17 protein-coding genes are annotated in these 17301 nt (G+C 41.2%); 3 read left to right on the top strand and 14 right to left on the bottom strand.

Annotated elements, in window-relative coordinates; genetic code table 11:
* Positions 1-36 precede the first annotated feature (36 nt).
* From J1C86_RS04010 to cdaA, 4 genes are all read right to left on the bottom strand, one after another.
* Positions 37-1776 (bottom strand): Ig-like domain-containing protein, encoded by a 1740-nt coding sequence (locus J1C86_RS04010; RefSeq protein WP_185754987.1) that lies wholly within the window; start codon positions 1774-1776, stop codon positions 37-39.
* Positions 1777-1841: 65 nt separating this feature from the next.
* On the bottom strand, positions 1842-3194 hold the full coding sequence (gene glmM, locus J1C86_RS04005; RefSeq protein WP_125401451.1) for a phosphoglucosamine mutase: 1353 nt from the start codon (positions 3192-3194) through the stop codon (positions 1842-1844).
* Positions 3195-3288: 94 nt separating this feature from the next.
* Positions 3289-4053, bottom strand: coding sequence for a CdaR family protein (locus tag J1C86_RS04000; protein WP_002902728.1), 765 nt, complete (start codon positions 4051-4053; stop codon positions 3289-3291).
* Entirely contained in the window at positions 4041-4889 is an 849-nt protein-coding gene (gene cdaA / locus J1C86_RS03995; protein ID WP_125409499.1) for a diadenylate cyclase CdaA, read from the bottom strand. The genes J1C86_RS04000 and cdaA overlap by 13 nt, the downstream gene beginning before the upstream one ends.
* A gap of 232 nt (positions 4890-5121) precedes the next feature.
* On the opposite strand from cdaA, the gene murT reads away from it, so the two are divergent.
* The 3 genes from murT to J1C86_RS03980 are packed head-to-tail and all read left to right on the top strand — an operon-like array spanning position 5122 to position 7526.
* Positions 5122-6465, top strand: a complete 1344-nt coding sequence (gene murT, locus J1C86_RS03990; RefSeq protein ID WP_125341721.1) for a lipid II isoglutaminyl synthase subunit MurT — start codon at positions 5122-5124, stop codon at positions 6463-6465.
* Positions 6465-7250 carry a lipid II isoglutaminyl synthase subunit GatD gene (gene gatD, locus J1C86_RS03985; protein WP_125341720.1) on the top strand — a complete coding sequence of 262 codons (786 nt, stop codon included), beginning with the start codon at positions 6465-6467 and terminating at the stop codon, positions 7248-7250. The genes murT and gatD overlap by 1 nt, the downstream gene beginning before the upstream one ends.
* Before the next feature lie 18 nt (positions 7251-7268).
* Complete coding sequence (locus J1C86_RS03980; RefSeq protein WP_002895980.1) at positions 7269-7526, top strand: LapA family protein; 258 nt, start codon at positions 7269-7271, stop codon at positions 7524-7526.
* Positions 7527-7544: 18 nt separating this feature from the next.
* Here the strand turns inward: J1C86_RS03980 and J1C86_RS03975 are convergent, their stop codons facing one another.
* The 10 genes from J1C86_RS03975 to J1C86_RS03930 form a co-directional block, all read right to left on the bottom strand.
* On the bottom strand, positions 7545-8726 hold the full coding sequence (locus J1C86_RS03975; RefSeq protein ID WP_125409497.1) for an MFS transporter: 1182 nt from the start codon (positions 8724-8726) through the stop codon (positions 7545-7547).
* 78 nt (positions 8727-8804) lie between these two features.
* Entirely contained in the window at positions 8805-9668 is an 864-nt protein-coding gene (locus tag J1C86_RS03970; RefSeq protein ID WP_125409495.1) for an XRE/MutR family transcriptional regulator, read from the bottom strand.
* A 200-nt stretch (positions 9669-9868) separates the two neighbouring features.
* Positions 9869-10756 carry a hypothetical protein gene (locus J1C86_RS03965; RefSeq protein ID WP_427150818.1) on the bottom strand — a complete coding sequence of 296 codons (888 nt, stop codon included), beginning with the start codon at positions 10754-10756 and terminating at the stop codon, positions 9869-9871.
* Positions 10749-11648, bottom strand: coding sequence for a hypothetical protein (locus J1C86_RS03960; protein ID WP_427150817.1), 900 nt, complete (start codon positions 11646-11648; stop codon positions 10749-10751). Before J1C86_RS03960 ends, J1C86_RS03965 begins: the two co-directional genes overlap by 8 nt.
* A gap of 28 nt (positions 11649-11676) precedes the next feature.
* A complete protein-coding gene (locus J1C86_RS03955) occupies positions 11677-12342 on the bottom strand; it encodes a hypothetical protein (protein ID WP_125405799.1) in 666 nt (221 codons plus the stop codon).
* Between the two features lie 424 nt (positions 12343-12766).
* Positions 12767-12949, bottom strand: coding sequence for a DUF4176 domain-containing protein (locus J1C86_RS03950; protein ID WP_237657555.1), 183 nt, complete (start codon positions 12947-12949; stop codon positions 12767-12769).
* 52 nt (positions 12950-13001) lie between these two features.
* On the bottom strand, positions 13002-13664 hold the full coding sequence (locus J1C86_RS03945) for a hypothetical protein (RefSeq protein WP_004187647.1): 663 nt from the start codon (positions 13662-13664) through the stop codon (positions 13002-13004).
* 90 nt (positions 13665-13754) lie between these two features.
* Positions 13755-14486, bottom strand: coding sequence for a hypothetical protein (locus J1C86_RS03940; RefSeq protein WP_125405888.1), 732 nt, complete (start codon positions 14484-14486; stop codon positions 13755-13757).
* Between the two features lie 146 nt (positions 14487-14632).
* Positions 14633-15190 (bottom strand): hypothetical protein, encoded by a 558-nt coding sequence (locus J1C86_RS03935; protein WP_125405796.1) that lies wholly within the window; start codon positions 15188-15190, stop codon positions 14633-14635.
* A gap of 136 nt (positions 15191-15326) precedes the next feature.
* On the bottom strand, positions 15327-17222 hold the full coding sequence (locus J1C86_RS03930) for an ABC-F family ATP-binding cassette domain-containing protein (RefSeq protein WP_125405794.1): 1896 nt from the start codon (positions 17220-17222) through the stop codon (positions 15327-15329).
* Positions 17223-17301 lie beyond the last annotated feature (79 nt).

Below are 17301 nucleotides of genomic sequence, written 5' to 3'. Positions count from 1 at the left end.
AAGGCTTTAAGAGAAAACTCTTAAAACCTTTGAATTTTATCTAGTCTTTTTTTGAAGAAAAACATAGCTTCCAAAGCCAACTAAGATTGCCAAACCTGCAACTGACAGCCAAAGTGTAGTTTCTTGACCAGTCTTAGGCAGAACTTTTTTGTTGCCTCCTGCAGCACCCGGATCGTTGGTACCATTGTTTGAATTGTTATTTCCATTCCCTGGATTGTCTGTTCCACCCTTTGGATTGTCGGAACTGTTACCAGGGGTATTGTTACCATTGCCTGGGGTATTATTTGGATTATTGTTTGGATTATTATTTGGGTTGTTGTTTGGATTGTTGTTATTGCCAGGAGTTGGCGGCTGAACTGACTTGCCTGGATCATTACCTCTATAAGTATTTGTAAAGACTGGATCCAAGTCATACTTAACAGAGCCTAAAAGCTCACCATTAACGTCAGTTACAGTAACTGTCAGCTGTGCTTCCTTGTCATCATAGACGTAGTTAGGATCATTTCCTGGGATTTCCTTGATGCTGTAGCGGTAAGTACCAGCAGCACTGTAGTTTAAAGCCTTGAAGTTGATAGAGCCGTCTGCTTCATTGGTAACTGTTTGAAGCAAGTTACCATTTTCATCAAAGAGACCAAAGGTAAACTGACCTTTTTCTAACTCTTTGTTAACAAGCTTCTTCTGAGCCTTAATCATTACGTCTTTTGCTAACAATCCGCTTCCTTTACCAGAACCATCTTCTAAGCGGACTGACTTAGTAATAGTACGCTCTGGGAAGCCTTTAGCTGTCCAAGACAAGGTGTTGTTAACCACATCACCTACTTGAACACCATCTGGTACGCGAGTAGAGTACTCGATGTACATTGGCCAGTTGTAGTTATCACCAAAGTTGATGGTAAAGCCATTAGCATCACCATTAGCATTTTGCGTAAGAACCGCCTTGTTAGTGAAGTTATCCAAAACAGGCAGAGTCAGCAAGTGCGCTTCATTGCGGATACCACCTTCTACAGGAGCATAACGAACTGCGCGCAGTGTACCTGGTACCAGTGTCAGACCATCGCCAAAGTTGTCTGAAATCACCATGTTACGAAGCATGTCCTGTCTTGCATTAAGGATAATGCGCCACTTGACAATCTTTGGATCGCTACTGTCTTGGTAACCATATTTCATTTCATATTCACCAGCAGTTCCTTCTACCTTTTCGTATTGGAAAGAAAAATCTGTCTGGCCAAATTTGAAGGAAACTGGCCCTGAATTTTGCACCTTGTCGTTATTAACCCGTACATTAAAAGTCAGGGACATTTCTTTTTGTTCGGTGTAGTTAGTAAAGTAATTACTAAAGGTTACCGTAACAGTCTGACTTGCTGGATTCGCTTGAGCTTTTCCGACTACTTCTCCCTTGTGATTGACAACATCAGATACTTGGAAGTTTAAGGGAGTAATCAGGGTTAATTCCTGCGGCAGTGAGAAAGTAAGGGTGTCGCCTTCAGCGATAGTTTGAGATGACGGGAATGTGAAACTAGTTGTTACAGACAGAGTTTCATTGGTCATAACTGTTGAGTCACTTGTTAATGGCACACCATCTTTGGTAATGCTTGTTTGCTGGGTATAATCTGTTACCTCAGCAGCCTGTGTCCTAGCAGCCAAACCAAGACCTGTAACAATGGCCGTTAACAAGATTAAAATTTTAAGAATAAGTGTTTTCTTATTTTTCATCTTATACTCCTTTCGTAGCTTATTATACCAAGAGTATTGCAATTTATCAACATTTTTATTCAAAGTGTTTAAAAATTCATACGAATATAAAAAAACCAAGACATTATGTCTCAGTTTCTTTACATTTATTAGTCTATCCCAATTTCATCTCGAACAACATTAGCAATGGTATCTACATAATAATTTACTTCTTCGTCAGTTGGTGCTTCAGCCATGACCCTCAGCAGAGGCTCTGTTCCGCTCGGACGAACCAAAATCCGGCCATTGCCAGCCATTTCGGTTTCCATTCTCTCAATCACCGTCTTGATAGCAGGGACTTCCATCGCCTTATCCTTCATGCTGTTTTCCACACGGATATTGACCAGTTTCTGCGGATAGATGGTTACTTCAGCAGCCAATTCGGATAGTTTTTTACCTGTTTCCTGCATGACCTTGGTCAATTGCACAGCTGAAAGCTGACCGTCACCTGTCGTATTGTAGTCCATGATGATAACATGTCCAGACTGCTCGCCACCTAGATTATAGCCATTCTTGCGCATTTCCTCTACTACATAGCGGTCACCAACTGCTGTCACAGCCTTTTGGATACCTTCGCGATCCAAAGCCTTATGGAAGCCAAGATTGGACATGACGGTCGTAACAATGGTATTCTGCGCCAGCTCGCCTTTTTCAGACAGGTATTTACCGATAATGTACATAATCTTGTCACCATCTACCAGCTCACCATTTTCATCCACAGCAATCAAGCGGTCGCTATCTCCATCAAAGGCCAGACCAATCGCTGCACCAGACTCACGAACAACTTCCTGCAAAGCTTCAGGATGCGTAGACCCGACATTCAGATTGATATTGAGGCCGTCTGGATTTTCTCCGATAATCGTCAACTGTGCGCCTAGATCCGCAAAAATCTGACGGGCGCTGGTAGAAGCCGCACCGTTGGCCGTATCTAAGGCTACATGCATTCCTTCTAGTTCTAAGCCAGTTGAAACCAAGTATTGTTGGTACTTGCGCAGCCCTTCTGGATAGTCCACCAAGTCACCTAAACCTTCGGCGCTTGGACGTGGCAAGGTGTCTTCCGCTGCGTCCAGCAAAGCTTCGATTTCCAACTCACGCTCATCATCCAGTTTATAGCCGTCACCACCAAAGAATTTGATACCATTATCCAAAGCTGGATTGTGGCTGGCAGAAATCATGACTCCGGCGCTGGCTTTCTCTGACTTGACCAGATAAGCCACACCAGGCGTTGCAATGACACCCAATTTATAGACATGAATCCCAACGGACAAAAGTCCTGCAACCAAGGCGCTTTCCAGCATTTCTCCTGAAATTCGAGTATCCCGGCCAACAAAGACCCGAGGAACTTCACTTTCGTGCTGGCTCAGAACATAACCACCAAAGCGGCCAAGTTTAAAGGCCAATTCCGGCGTTAGTTCCACATTTGCTTCTCCGCGAACACCATCAGTTCCAAAGTATTTACCCATTATAAATAGTTTCCTTTCATAAGACCTGGATGTAAAGATTTAGGATGCAACTCAGGCAGGCTAACTTCATCCAAGTTTATTTTCAAAATTTTATTTAGTTTTTATTTGATGAGCTCGTATTTGAGCTACTGTTAGAGGAGGACGAGCCTGAGCTGTCTGCTGTTTTAGTGTTGACACGCATAGTCGTTTCAAATGGTGTCACCACGCTTGGCATGACATTTCCCTGACCATCAACAGCCTGCAGTGGTGCTGTCCCGCTATAGTTACCAGTGATAATGACATTGGTTGGGAGAATGGCTACGACAGACTCAATCTTAGACAGGGTCTCCTCGTCACTGGTTACTGTAGCTTCCTTATTTTCCAAGGTCACACCGCTAATAGACACATTTTCAGCCACCTGGCTGTCTGTGATGAGGTAGCGGACCTCAACTTTCTTGCTGGCTTTTTTACCAATCTTAACAGAAATCTTCTGGGGAGTGACTGTAGCAGTCAGACCACTTGGCAGGTTTTCCACTTTCAGAGGGATTTCGACTGTGCCTTCTGTAGCCTTGGAAAGATCAGCTACGACTCGAAACTTTCGAGTACTTTCCTGCATTTCACTGGCTAGATTGACACGGTTGGAGCCTGTCAAGGCAACGGAAACCTCAGAAGTAAAGCCGCTGATAAAGTAATTTTCGCTGTCATATTTGATATCAATTGGCACATTGGAAACCGTATTGGTATAAGTTTCAGATGTGACCTGCCGAACTCCAGTATTATTTTGATAACTGCTAGAGGTTGCATAGACAAAAAGCACTAGGGCAAAGAAAAACGAAGAGATGATATAAAGAATTTTTTTACGTTTTTTCATTTCTTCCATCCTCCCATGAAGCGTTTTTTCAAACCTGCTGGCTTGTCCTGCTCTGATAAGAAGACCTTTCTCAGCTCAATCTCAAACTCATCCAAAGTCAAATTATGCTTGAAAATTCCATTGTGCGTAGTGGAAATCCCACCGGTTTCTTCGGAAACGACAAAAGTAAAAGCATCGGATACTTCAGACAGGCCAATAGCTGCGCGGTGCCGGGTTCCAAACTCCTTAGAGATACCGCTGCTTTCTGTCAGAGGCAGGTAGGCACAGGAAGCCGCAATTTTATTGTTTTTTATAATGACAGCTCCATCGTGCAATGGTGTATTGGGGATGAAAATGTTGATTAGCAGCTCTCCGGACACATCTGCATCCAAGGGAATCCCTGTCGCAATGTACTCCTGCAAGGTGCGGGTCCCTTGAATGGCCACCAAAGCCCCGATTTTCCGCGGACTCATATAGGCAACAGACTTGACAAAGGCCTGAACCATTTTTTCTTCGTTACTGATGGGCGTTGTAGAAAAAATATCTGTTGCCCGGCCCAGCTTTTCCAATCCTGCTCGAATCTCAGGCGAGAAAATCACCACGGTCGCAATGACCCCGTAGGTGATGACCTGATTGATCAACCAAGAAATGGTGGTCAAGCCGATGATATTGGCAAAAAACTGTGCCAAGATAAAGAAGAGCACCCCACGGACCAAAATCATAATCTTGGTACCGGCAATGGCCTTGATTAGATAATATAGAATCCATGCGACGATAGCGACGTCAATAATATTAATTACAATCCTCCAAGGGTCAGAAAACAAACTGGCCCAATATTGGAGATTGGTTAGTTGTTGAAAATTCATACTTAGACTTCCTACTCCTCTACAAGCAAAGTCAAACAGCTGTAGCAACAAATCGAGCTTATTAAATCTAGTCACAGCCTGATTTTATCTTGTAATTAGAGTTTACTCAATTAACTTCTCTCTTTTTATTTTACAGTGGGTCTTAATGCTTAAAGACTTACCACCCCATTATATCACGTTTGTCAATATTTTTCTGTAACCTTCTTTACTTTTTTATGATAAAATATTTCTTATGAAGATAAAAACAGCATTGGGCCTCTTGGCAGGAAAGTCCTCCCACTTTGTTCTCAGCAAAATGGGACGCGGCTCGACTCTGCCAGGGAAAGTTGCCCTGACATTTGATAAAAATATTTTACAAAACCTAGCAAAGAACTATGAGGTTGTGGTTGTTACCGGAACCAATGGTAAAACTCTGACTACAGCTCTGACAGTGGGTATTCTCAAGGAAGCCTTCGGAGAAGTGGTGACCAATCCTAGCGGTGCCAATATGATTACCGGGATTACCACAACCTTCCTGACTGCTAAAAAAGGCAAATCTGGCAAACATATCGCTGTGCTGGAAATAGATGAAGCCAGCCTATCTCGGATTTGTGATTATATCAAGCCCAGCCTCTTCGTCTTTACCAATATTTTCCGCGACCAGATGGACCGCTATGGTGAGATCTACACGACCTACCAGATGATTCTGGATGCTGCAGCTAAAGTGCCTGAAGCGACTGTGCTGATGAATGGCGACAGCCCCCTCTTTAACTCGGTAACCCTGAAGAATCCTGTCCGCTACTATGGATTTGATACCGAAAAAGGCCAGGCTCAGCTAGCTCATTACAATACAGAGGGCATCCTCTGTCCCAAGTGCGAGCATATCCTCAAGTACGAGCTCAATACCTATGCCAATCTGGGAGCTTATATCTGTGAGGACTGCGGCTTCAAGAGTCCTAAGCTTGACTACAGCCTAACCGCTCTCAAAACGCTTGAGCATAACCGCTCGGCCTTTACCATTGATGGTCAAGACTATCAGATCAATATTGGCGGTCTCTACAATATCTATAACGCTCTAGCAGCAGTATCAGTAGCTCAATTCTTTGGTGTCGAGCCGGCTACTATCAAGGCTGGCTTTGACAAGAGCCGAGCTGTCTTTGGCCGTCAGGAAACTTTTAAAATCGGCGATAAGGAATGTACCTTGGTCTTGATTAAAAATCCAGTCGGTGCGACCCAAGCTTTAGATATGATTGGACTTGCGCCCTTTGACTTTAGCTTGTCCGTCCTCCTTAATGCCAACTATGCGGACGGCATTGATACCAGCTGGATCTGGGATGCTGATTTTGAGAGGATTTTAGAGATGGAGATTCCTCATGTCATCGCAGGCGGTGTCCGCCACTCTGAGATAGCACGTCGACTGCGGGTAACGGGCTATCCAGCAGATCAGATTACTGAAGTCAAAGATTTGGAAGCAGTTTTTAAGACCATTGAGCAGCAAGAAACCAAGCATGCCTATATCTTAGCAACTTATACTGCTATGCTGGAATTCCGCGAGTTGCTAGCAGAACGACAAGTGGTCAGAAAGGAGATGAACTAATGGTATACAGATCCCTCACTTCTCCTGAAAATCAGGACTATTGCTATGGTATAAAGATTGCTCATCTCTATGGCAATCTCATGAATACCTACGGCGACAACGGCAATGTCCTCATGCTCAAGTATGTGGCTGAAAAGCTAGGCGCTAGGGTTGAAGTCGATATCGTCTCTCTAGAAGATGACTTTGACAAGGACAGCTACGACATCGTCTTCTTTGGCGGAGGTCAAGACTATGAGCAAACGATTGTGGCCCGCGACCTGCCAGCTAAAAAAGAAGCTTTGGAAAGTTTTATCAATGAAAATGGCGTAGTGCTAGCTATTTGCGGAGGTTTCCAACTTTTAGGCCAATACTATATCGAAGCTTCTGGCCGACGAATCGAAGGTCTGGGCATCATGGGCCACTATACCCTCAACCAGACCAATAATCGCTATATTGGTGATATTAAGATTCATAATGAAGAATTCAATGAGACCTACTACGGCTTTGAAAATCACCAAGGACGCACCTTCCTCTCTGACGACGAGAAACCTCTGGGCAAAGTCGTCTATGGAAATGGCAACAACCAAGAAGATGGGTACGAAGGCGTTCATTATAAAAATGTCTTTGGCTCCTACTTTCACGGCCCTATCTTGTCCCGCAATGCGAACTTGGCCTACCGTCTGGTGACCACAGCTCTGAAAAATAAGTATGGCTCAGATATTGAACTGGCCGCTTATGAAGATATCCTAGCCCAAGAAATCCCAGAAGAATACGGAGATATCAAAAGCAAGGCTGAGTTTGAATAGATAAATAGGAGAATCACTATGAAAGAAAAATTGCATTATATCCTGCTTTTAATTACCGTTCTATTGGTGGCTGGTATTTCCTTGGCCAATATGCAGAGTGTCAATGTTAGCTTTATCCTATTTAGCTTCAAACTTCCCTTAATCATATTGATTTTGGTCTCAGTGCTCTTAGGCTCTGTCACGACCTTTCTCATCAGCATGCTAAAAAACTTCTCGCTGAAAAAAGAGCTAAAGAAAACCAAAGAAGCGCTTAAAAATTCCCATACAGAAAACTAGGTTGGAAATCACTCCAGCCTAGTTTGTTTGTATTCTCATTTGATAAAGGTAGGAAATCAAAGCCAATCCCATCACTCCAAAACCAATCAGAAGAAAGGAAAGGGTGTGGACACTCGGCAGAAGAGTCATCAGAAAAGTCGCAGGAGGCATGAAAAGAATTGCCAGCGTGTAGATCGTTGAGAAAACGCGACCTAGATACTGCTTGTCCACCTTGGTCTGAACCTGGCTGAAGAAATGAATGTTGAAAACAGTCATAAAGAGCTCGCAGATTAGATTACCAGAATAGGAGAAATAGGGATGAACCGGTAGCAAGGCAGAGACGCCCATGACTGCGACTCCAACACCGGTCAATAGCAGAGCTAGGAGTAGATTTCCCATACTGGCCTTAACCTTGCTGGCTAGAATGGCTCCAACGATTGAGCCTACAGCTCCCAAACTCAAAATAGTCGCATAAGAGCCGGTCTTATCGTAGAGCTGATTGGTAAAAGGCAATAGATAATTAAAGGCCGCAAAGAAAAAGTTGACTGCGGAAGCTACTAAAAGCAGAAAGAAGATTTCTTTTTGCTGACGGATATAAACTAAACCTTCCTTGATATCTCCCAGGATATTTCCAAAATTGATGGGAGACTTCTGCTTGCTTGGCTCATGATTAGGCAGAAAGTAAACCAAGGCAAAAGCCAGAAAGAAGCTAAGAGCATCCAGCTGAAGGGTCACACGCAGATTTGCATACTGCATTACGATAAAAGACAAAACTGGAGCTGAGACACTGATAACCTGCAAGGTCAATTCCAGATGAGAATTGTAGATTACAATGTCTTCCTTGTCTACAATTTCGGTAATATAAGACTTATTAGCTGGCCGAGAAAAGGCAAAGGCTATAGCCTGAACCACATTAGCAAAAATCAGCGCTCCAATCATGAGCTGGTCATTTGAAATAAAAGAAATCAGCAGACAAAGACCAGCACAAATCAAATCTGTTACCATCAAAACCTTACGCCTGGAAAAGCGGTCCGTAATGGCTCCCCCCAAAGGATTGAATAAGATAGAAGTGACTAGCTCTGATATCTGGTAAATGCCCAAGACCGTCTGTCCCAGAGCTCCCAAAGAAGCAAGCCAGATGCTATTTCCATAGTCATAAAGCATATTCCCAATTTTATTAATAGCAGCCCGTGTAATCAGCTGTGCTGCCTGTCGATTCATAAAAATACCTCCTTCCATTTCTGAAACTATTGTATCAGGAATGGAGGGAGGTTCTTTATTTTTCCCATATTTGGGAAATTATGCTTTCACAAACTTATCGAAATGTTCTTGATAATAAGCGACTTGCTCAGTTAAATTCAGCACTTTAAAGATATGCATGGCTTCCTGCATTTGCGTGATTCCCTGCTTCTTCTCTCCCTTCTGATAAGCCGCAAAACCCTTGAGATAGAGGAACACATTGCGTTCATAGAGTTTGATGCCTTTGCCAATGATTTTCTCTACGTAAGCCTCAAAATAACTAGCCTTATCAAAAGAACGACTTTCCAAACAATGCTGGTAACAATTGAGAGCTAGAATCAAGACCAATTTCTTATGGCGACCGATTTCTTTGTAGTAGTCCTCCCGCTCCATAACTTCCTTGCCCAGACGGTAGACATAGTCCACATCATAGAAGCTATAGAGGTTTCCAAAGAGGATCAGCTCGTACATGGTCCAATCTTCCACTTGGAAAAGATAATCAGCCACCTTATCTAAATCCTCTTGCCTCATGCGAAACTGACTGTCTCGCTGACAAATCAAGCCCTGCATCAAAATCCAATTCAGCTCATAGTAAAGAGGCGCACTGCTGGCCTTGGCCTTTTCCAACTGCTCCGCTTGCAAGTCCTGAAATCCCTTGATGTCATTTGAGTAGTAAAGAGGGATAATCTTACCCATCATAGCCACGTGCTCATGCTGCTGGAAATTCCGTGCCTTGTCCATAAAATTTTCAAGGGTCACATGAATATTGTCCAAGAGATCTAAAAATTTCGAGAGGGTCATGTCCGACTCACCCAGCTCAAAACGAGACAGCTGAGAAGTCGAGCAAACCTGACCCGCCGCTTCCTTCAATGAATAATGTCCATTTAAACGAAAATCACGAAAAACTTTGCCTAAATCTTCCATTTGTTTACCACTTCAATTCCTTTAATTGCTGTTTCGCTTCCCTAGTCGCTCTTTCAAAACTACCTTCACTGCCCCTTGTTCGGATTTTATTTTCATACGAGGCTCTTTTCGTCAAAATCTTATCGGCTGAAAATCGGAAAAGGCAGATTCTGCTAAGAATCCTGTCTACTTATCTCTATTACCCATACCAATCCTTCTTTTCATCTGTTTTTTAATAAATCCTTGTGTTTTTTTAAATATTTTTTTCCATACCACTCTTCTAAAGTTTTCCCTTCCCACTCACGGTATTCTTCGGGATATTTCCATTTGTAGAAAGCTTGTAAATAACTAGGAAATTCGATATAGATTAGCATAGCAATCACAGCAATATTTAGGATAATCCATGTTATCAAAAGACCTAAGCCTTCCAACGAAGTTGAAAATTTCATGGAAAAACTCTTTATTATAAAGTTTATAATTACTCCAATTCCCAAAAAACTCATTCCATAAATCGCAATCTTATTGGCAATTTTGTTGCGAAGAGAAGAGCCACTTCCATTACCATACATCAGTTTTTTAAGACTTTCAATTTCAAGGCTAAACATAAAATAGGCTAATATAGTAATAAAAACAAAAATAGCAGCAACCATCCAAATAGATAAAGTTGGTAACGACATATCAATCGCTAACAGATTAAATTCAAGACTAAGCCAAATTAAAAATGTGATAACATGAAAATGATAACGATAGGGTAATAAATAATTTCTTGTAATGAACTTTCCAACTAAAACAATGAGTAACCATATAAACAGGAATAAAACATATACTTCAGCTGACAATAAGGGAGTTTTAGATATAGAAACAGCTAAATCTTTTGGGTTGGAATCATGTAGATAAATAGAAATTACTAAAAGCATAAAATTTAAGCTTATCGGAAATATCAATGCCAGAATAACACTCTGAATTTTTAATCCCATAGAAGGATGCCCTTTTCTATAATACTTTTCTAATTTGCTATAGACATCTTTTTTCTGATACTGTACAAACCCATCATCTTCCAGATTCAAACTCTCTTCAAAACTAGCATTAAAAATAGATTTTTTATCCATAAGTTTGATTACCAATATTCTTTTGTAGTAGTTCAGGGTGCTTTTTCAAGTACCTCTTCCCATACCATTCCTCTACGGACTTGACTTCCCATTCTCGGTATTCTTCTGGATATTTCCACTTGTAATAGGCTTGGAGAAAATATGGTAAACCTATAAAAACAATTATTGCAATCACCATAATATTAGCAAAGACCCATAGAAGTAAAAAACCAAATGCTTTCATGGAATTTGAAATATCTACAGTAAAGCTTCCGAAAATATATTTTATAACAATACCAATCCCTAAAATCCCCATGCCGTAAATAGAAATCATTTTAGCAATCTTATCACGAAAAGTCACTTGTCTATCCTCATCATACATAAGTTTTCTTAATCCTGTTAACTCCATACTAAACATCATGTAAGTGAAGATCATTATTACTCCATATATAGCAATAAATTCCCAAAATGCCAAATTTGCTAATAGAATGTCAATAACTATCAGATCTATTTCTAATAAAAACCAAAGCATAAATGTAAAAGCATGAAGCTGATAGCGATATGGTAAAAGATAAGTTCGTTTAGTAAATTTTCCAAGAATGACTAAGAACAGCCAAATAAGAAGTAAAATCAAAAAAACATTTACAGTTAATGACTCGTGCTTAGATATCGGAAGAGTCAGGGTCTTACTCTCATGAAATTCCATAGATACAACAAGCAACATAAAGTTAAATCCAACAGGAAAAATTAAACCTAAAATAAAACTTCTAATTCGAAACCAAAGAGATGCTCTCCCTTTTTTAAAATAGTTAGACGTTTTATCATGCTGCTCTTGCTGCAACTTTCGAAACCCATCATCTTCCAGATTTAAACTCTCTTCAAAACTAGCATTAAAAATAGATCTTTTCTTCATTTTTTTCACCCAAATCCTAGTGCCTTACCTATTCATAGTCAGGATGTGTCCTTATATAGATTGCTGCATATAAAGCATCTATCATAACAGCTGGGAAAGTTAAGTTCATCAAAATTCCAATGAAAACACCAAAAACATTCTCACTGTAACCAGTAAGAATTGCTAGTACTAGCATGGCAGCTAAAAAAGCAACTCCAAAGTTGAACAGCCGTTCTTGCTTTCTACCTTTTTCTTTGCCGCCATATGTCTCCCACCGGTTGAAAGCCCAGATTTTCCCCTGATTTTTAGGAAGGTAATACCAAGAGTAGAGAGTGCATGAAAATAGAAAAATACAAAAGGCTACAAGATTATAAACAAGTGCCAAGCCTGAATATATCCCACCATTGCCAACTAGCATGACCAAGCCTATAAAATTGACGTCAACAAACAAAACTAAAACAATTATGGAAACAAATAGATAGATGAAACTTTTAAATTTTAGAATAAAATTATTAAAGAAAGAGATTGGGATTGCAACACCACTAATGGACATACAAATTATGAACAGGATCTTATAGACGCCAACATGGTCTATAAAGGTCGTCCCAAAAAATGCCATAAAAGAGATTGCCAGTGTAATCCAAGGTAGAATCTTAATATAGCCTAAACTAACCCCATTAGTAATTAAAGGTCCATGATATCGTTCTTTATACATGCTTATCCTCTGATTGAAATTGCTTAATACTTTTCTCGTGCTGAGCTAAGAGAACCGCTAAGACATTCGAAAAATTTGTCAATAGCGGTACTTGGTGATTGGTGATTTTTGCATTAATTGCTTCCTTCACCTCTCCTTTGAGGCTTTCTAAATGTATCAAATTTATAAAAGAGGTCTTAGCTGTCTCAAGCTAAGCATTGATGGAGGTTTTTGAATTAAACAAGGCTGTCTTTTGTTCATAAACCTCTTTCAATCTACCTTCCCTGTGCGGTATAGAAAAACAAAGCCATCTGCTCTTAATTATACCATGAATCTGGAAGCCGATAAATAAAAAATCGCTTTGACTCAAGCGATTCTTCTCATACCATATTAAATAGAACCTTTTAGAACATCTGTTGACTTCTTCCAAGTTTCGTAATGCTCTTCAAAAAGCCTCTTCGTCTTCATTTCTATATCCTTTAACATTTTCTCTATTGAAAAAGAACAAATTATCTGGTGTTTGCCTCCCATTCGGAATAACTACTGAACCGCAGTCAAAATAGACACTCTTAGTCCCTCCTTGGCCATCTTCCACTTCGATTACACTAGCCTGTGAAACAATTATCACTTCTGTATCATCGCCATTTTTAAGGGTTACTACCGAACCCAAATGTAAAATTTTATTTGTTTTCTCCTTCTTCCCTAAAACGCACTCTCCCTTGGCTATACAGCTTCATAATCTTTACAAAACGAACGGGGTTGTTTTGGTTGTACAACAAAAAAAGCATGAAGAACATTAAACCTGCTCCCCAAAAATCATAGCCTCGTTCGATCGGTTGCCCGAATTTTTGAGTACAGTCGTAAAAAACGTACAAAAAATAGATAGCAAAGGCAAGTATAATGTAACGAGTTATTCGATAGATTGTAGCAGATGCCTCAGCTGGATCAAAATGTTCATCCCTCACCATCAAATTATGGGAAGCTGCATAATAAAATACCTTCTCTGTTGTCGGCTGAGCCTTGCGCACATTTTTATAAAGTCCTCGCTCAAGAATTGCGGTAAACAATAGAAACTCAGCCAGCCACAATAGTAACACATAGCTCAAACTAGTCCAGTTATAGACACCAATATCCAAGGCTGAAAGGAAGCCATAGAGACCAGGTCCACCAGCCATTAGAAAAATAACCATTTCAGGAATGTAAGCATTGGTCTTATAAGCACCTTCCGTATTGAGCAGGAAACTTTTGGGAGCTGCTAAAGCCTCTCCAGTCTGCTGGTCATAATAGACCGCCTGACCATCACACTCGCCAATAAATACTCGACGACGTCTAAGAAAAAACATTCTAACCTCCTTCTAATTACTTATTGAAGTTCTTTTACAGAACTTTATAATCTCTACTGCTTCACTCACTTTTATTTAATTTCAAATCAGCTAAGCCCCAGCTTTATAATCATGTAGCTCTTTTGTCAAAATAGCTACATCCGGTCCGACGCTCACTTCTAAATATACATCAGAGTTTTCATCGTCTCTACATACTACTTTTAATTTTCCAGACTCAAATTTTTCTGTTATGTCCAAAATACCAGAAATATTATTCTGATTATATATAACAAAAGCAACTCCCAACAAAAGACCTGCAAAAATAATCTTAAAAATCTCTCCTCCAATCGGTTCTCCTAAAAAATCTTTGAAGTGAAAAATAAAATCATAGACATAGTAGAAACCTACTGAAGGAATAGTGAACAACAAAGCGTTAAATAAATAAGTATTATTGCGCTTCTCTTTTTCGCTCAAGTTCTTTTCTTTTAAATCCTCTGAATCACAAATAGTAAAAAGGCTGACCGTTTGAGTAGTCACTTGCGCTCTATTGATATTTCGATACAAGGCTCGTTCTACAAGCATAGTAATAAAAGCAAACTCTGCTATCCAGATAAGAATAACACTCCAAAAAGTTGTCATGCTATAAGTTCCTTGTAAAAATAGACTAAAGAAGGAAGAAATGCCACCTCCGCCAGCTATAAAGAGAACAACTAATAAAGGAATATGTCGATTCATCCTGCTTGATTTCTCTGTATCTAATAGTTTACTCTTTGGTGCCTCTAAAACTTCGTGGGTCTTACGATCATAATAAATGGCTTTGTCATAATATTGATTCAAATACATACGACGTCTTCTAAAAAACATATCTCTCCCCTTTTCTAATTCTTATTCTAGTTCTGTCAGCAAACCTCTGTTCCCAAAACTGAATTAGCTAATTTTGTCATTCAACATCTGTACTGTAAAAAAATTCTTATTTTATATTCCCAAACTTATTTTGTACTTGCAATATAAGCCAATTTCTCAATTCTCTCATGAATCGTTTCTACATTCAAATTTTCTCGAAGGTATTCACAGAGCATTCCATTTTCATAAAACATTTGCTCTGAAAGCTGACCTTTAGGTTCATCGGGGCACTGAATCATAACAATGCTGAAAACACCACCGGGACCAGAATTCTCAATTGCATTCCCCTCAAAATGATAGGTGAAAGCCCGAAAATGAGAACCATTGTAGTTACCTGAAATTACATAGGCAACTTTTACTAGATTTCCACGACCAAATGGATAATGACTAAAATTAGCGTATTTTGCTACATAAGGATTTTGAAAAAGTTTCAGTGTCAGGTCATTACTTGTTTTTTGCTTAGAGTAATCTCTGTAATAATCGTTACCTTGTGCTTTGTCAAATTGATAGCCGTGCTCGGAAGCGAAGGCTTGGTATACTTTATTCTTTTTGGCGGAATGACTAATCGCCCAATAAACTATCCAACCTACGAAAGCAAAAATTGCTAGCATTAAGACAATAAAAATTATTACAAAATCCATCATTTTCTCCTATTTTTCTTAAATAAAACGATTCAGTCATCAAAATCTTTAGTAATACGATAACTGAACCACATTGAATATCAATTTAATTTTTCCTGTAAGCTCTAAGAAGCTCATTTCTAACGGAAACTGCATACTCCTACACCTTCTCCGCCAATTCTTCCCATTCTAGCATGGCTTCTTCTTGGGCGGCGGTCAGCTGGTCGATTTGCTGCTGGCTCTCCATGAGTTCACTGGCGTCATTGGTTGCCTCCATGGCTTCCTGAAGCAGACTGATCTGGATGTCCAAGTCCTCGATTTGTGCTTCCAATTGCTCTAGGCGGCGGGCCAGCCGGCGCTGTTCTTTCTGGTTTTCCTTTTGAAGCTGATAGTCATTGGCAGGTGCTGGCTTGTCAGGACTGGCCTGCTCCGTCTCCTCACGCAAGGCTTCCTGCTCTGCCTTTTTCTCCAGATAGTAGTCATAATCCCCTAGATAAAGAGTGGAGCCTGTCTCAGAGAGCTCGATGATCTGGGTGGCTACGCGATTGATAAAGTAGCGGTCATGGCTGACAAAGAGCAGGGTTCCGTCAAAGTCAATCAGAGCATTTTCCAGCACTTCCTTGCTGTCAATATCCAGGTGGTTGGTCGGCTCGTCGAGGATGAGGAAGTTCTTGTTTTCCATAGACAGCTTGGCTAGGAGCAGACGCGCCCGCTCTCCACCTGATAGCATGCCGACAGACTTCTTGACATCGTCTCCCGAGAAGAGGAAAGCGCCTAAGCGATTGCGAATCTCGACCTCTGGCGTCAGCTTGAAGTCATTCCATAGCTCATCAAGTACCGTATTGCTGGCAGTCAGTTTACTCTGGGTCTGGTCATAGTAGCCCACTTCCACATTAGCCCCCAGCTGCTCCTTGCCCCTGATGAAGGGCACTTGACCGATTAGTGATTTAATCAAGGTCGTCTTTCCAATCCCATTTGGCCCGACAATAGCTACCGCATTAAACTTGCGAATATCAAGGTTAATTGGCTCCGACAGAACTTCCTCGCCATAGCCAATAGCTGCATCTTCCAAGGTCAGAACAACATTGCCTGAAACCTTATCGGATTTGAAGGTCATGTTAGCCGAGCGACTGCCGGTCTCCGGCCTGTCCAAACGCTCCATCTTTTCCAGCTGCTTACGACGGGACTGAGCCCGCTTGGTTGTGGAAGCCCGAACCAGATTGCGATTGACAAAGTCCTCCAGCGCAGCGATTTCTTTCTGTTGCTTTTCGTAGTTCTTGGCTTCAGTGGCCAGCTTCTGCTCCTTTTGGACCACAAAGCTAGAGTAATTGCCCACATAGCGATCCAAGGAATGCTTGGTCAAATCCAGCGTGATGGTCGCAACCTTGTCTAAGAAATAACGGTCGTGGCTGACGATGATCAGGGCACCGCTGTAGTTGACTAAGTAAGTCTCCAGCCAGGCAATGGTCTCGATATCCAAGTGGTTGGTCGGCTCGTCCAGAACCAGCAGTTCTGGCTTTTCCAAAAGCATCTTAGCCAGAGCCAGACGGGTATTCTGCCCGCCCGACAACTCAGAAATCTTCATCTGCCACATGGACTGGTCAAACTTGAAGCCATTCAAAATAGCTCGAATATCAGCCTCGTAGGTAAAACCACCTTTCTGGCGAAAGTCCTCTGACAGCTGATCGTACTGGGTCATGAGAGCAGTCAGATCTTCCCCTGACAATTCTCCCATTTGCAGCTCCATCTGCCGCAAGCGCTTCTCTTGCTGACGCAGACTATCAAAGACCAGCAGCATCTCATCGTAGATGGTATTCTCCGACTCAAAGCGGCTGTCCTGAGCCAGATAGGACAGAGACAGGTCTCGTTTTTTATTAATCTGACCAGAAGTAGGCTCTTCCTCGCCCACCAAAATCTTGAGCAGGGTTGACTTCCCAGCTCCATTTTTACCGACTAGGGCAATTCGATCACCCTCATCCACCTGCAGGTTAATATTGTCAAAAAGAAGCTCCCCTGCAAAAGAGCGCTCAATCTTGCTTGCTTGTAAAATAATCATAAGACCATTATAGCAGATTTCCAGAAGCACAGCTATCAGAATTCAAGAGAAAGCGAACTCAGCTCCCCCAAAAGAAAAA

The sequence above is a fragment of the Streptococcus sanguinis genome (genome assembly GCF_050220005.1).
Taxonomy (GTDB): domain Bacteria; phylum Bacillota; class Bacilli; order Lactobacillales; family Streptococcaceae; genus Streptococcus; species Streptococcus sanguinis_Z.
This window is presented reverse-complemented; position numbering and strand designations above follow the sequence as displayed.

Excerpts from the sequence above, each read along its gene's own strand:
- J1C86_RS03970 (WP_125409495.1), bottom strand. The coding sequence starts at position 9,668 with ATGGAAGATTTAGGCAAAGTTTTTCGTGATTTTCGTTTAAATGGACAT.
- gatD (WP_125341720.1), top strand. The coding sequence starts at position 6,465 with ATGGTATACAGATCCCTCACTTCTCCTGAAAATCAGGACTATTGCTAT.
- J1C86_RS03980 (WP_002895980.1), top strand. The coding sequence starts at position 7,269 with ATGAAAGAAAAATTGCATTATATCCTGCTTTTAATTACCGTTCTATTG.
- J1C86_RS03975 (WP_125409497.1), bottom strand. The coding sequence starts at position 8,726 with ATGAATCGACAGGCAGCACAGCTGATTACACGGGCTGCTATTAATAAA.
- J1C86_RS03945 (WP_004187647.1), bottom strand. The coding sequence starts at position 13,664 with ATGTTTTTTCTTAGACGTCGTCGAGTATTTATTGGCGAGTGTGATGGT.
- glmM (WP_125401451.1), bottom strand. The coding sequence starts at position 3,194 with ATGGGTAAATACTTTGGAACTGATGGTGTTCGCGGAGAAGCAAATGTG.
- J1C86_RS03930 (WP_125405794.1), bottom strand. The coding sequence starts at position 17,222 with ATGATTATTTTACAAGCAAGCAAGATTGAGCGCTCTTTTGCAGGGGAG.
- J1C86_RS03960 (WP_427150817.1), bottom strand. The coding sequence starts at position 11,648 with ATGAAGAAAAGATCTATTTTTAATGCTAGTTTTGAAGAGAGTTTAAAT.
- J1C86_RS04000 (WP_002902728.1), bottom strand. The coding sequence starts at position 4,053 with ATGGAAGAAATGAAAAAACGTAAAAAAATTCTTTATATCATCTCTTCG.
- J1C86_RS03935 (WP_125405796.1), bottom strand. The coding sequence starts at position 15,190 with ATGATGGATTTTGTAATAATTTTTATTGTCTTAATGCTAGCAATTTTT.
- J1C86_RS03940 (WP_125405888.1), bottom strand. The coding sequence starts at position 14,486 with ATGTATTTGAATCAATATTATGACAAAGCCATTTATTATGATCGTAAG.
- cdaA (WP_125409499.1), bottom strand. The coding sequence starts at position 4,889 with ATGAATTTTCAACAACTAACCAATCTCCAATATTGGGCCAGTTTGTTT.
- murT (WP_125341721.1), top strand. The coding sequence starts at position 5,122 with ATGAAGATAAAAACAGCATTGGGCCTCTTGGCAGGAAAGTCCTCCCAC.
- J1C86_RS03955 (WP_125405799.1), bottom strand. The coding sequence starts at position 12,342 with ATGTATAAAGAACGATATCATGGACCTTTAATTACTAATGGGGTTAGT.
- J1C86_RS03965 (WP_427150818.1), bottom strand. The coding sequence starts at position 10,756 with ATGGATAAAAAATCTATTTTTAATGCTAGTTTTGAAGAGAGTTTGAAT.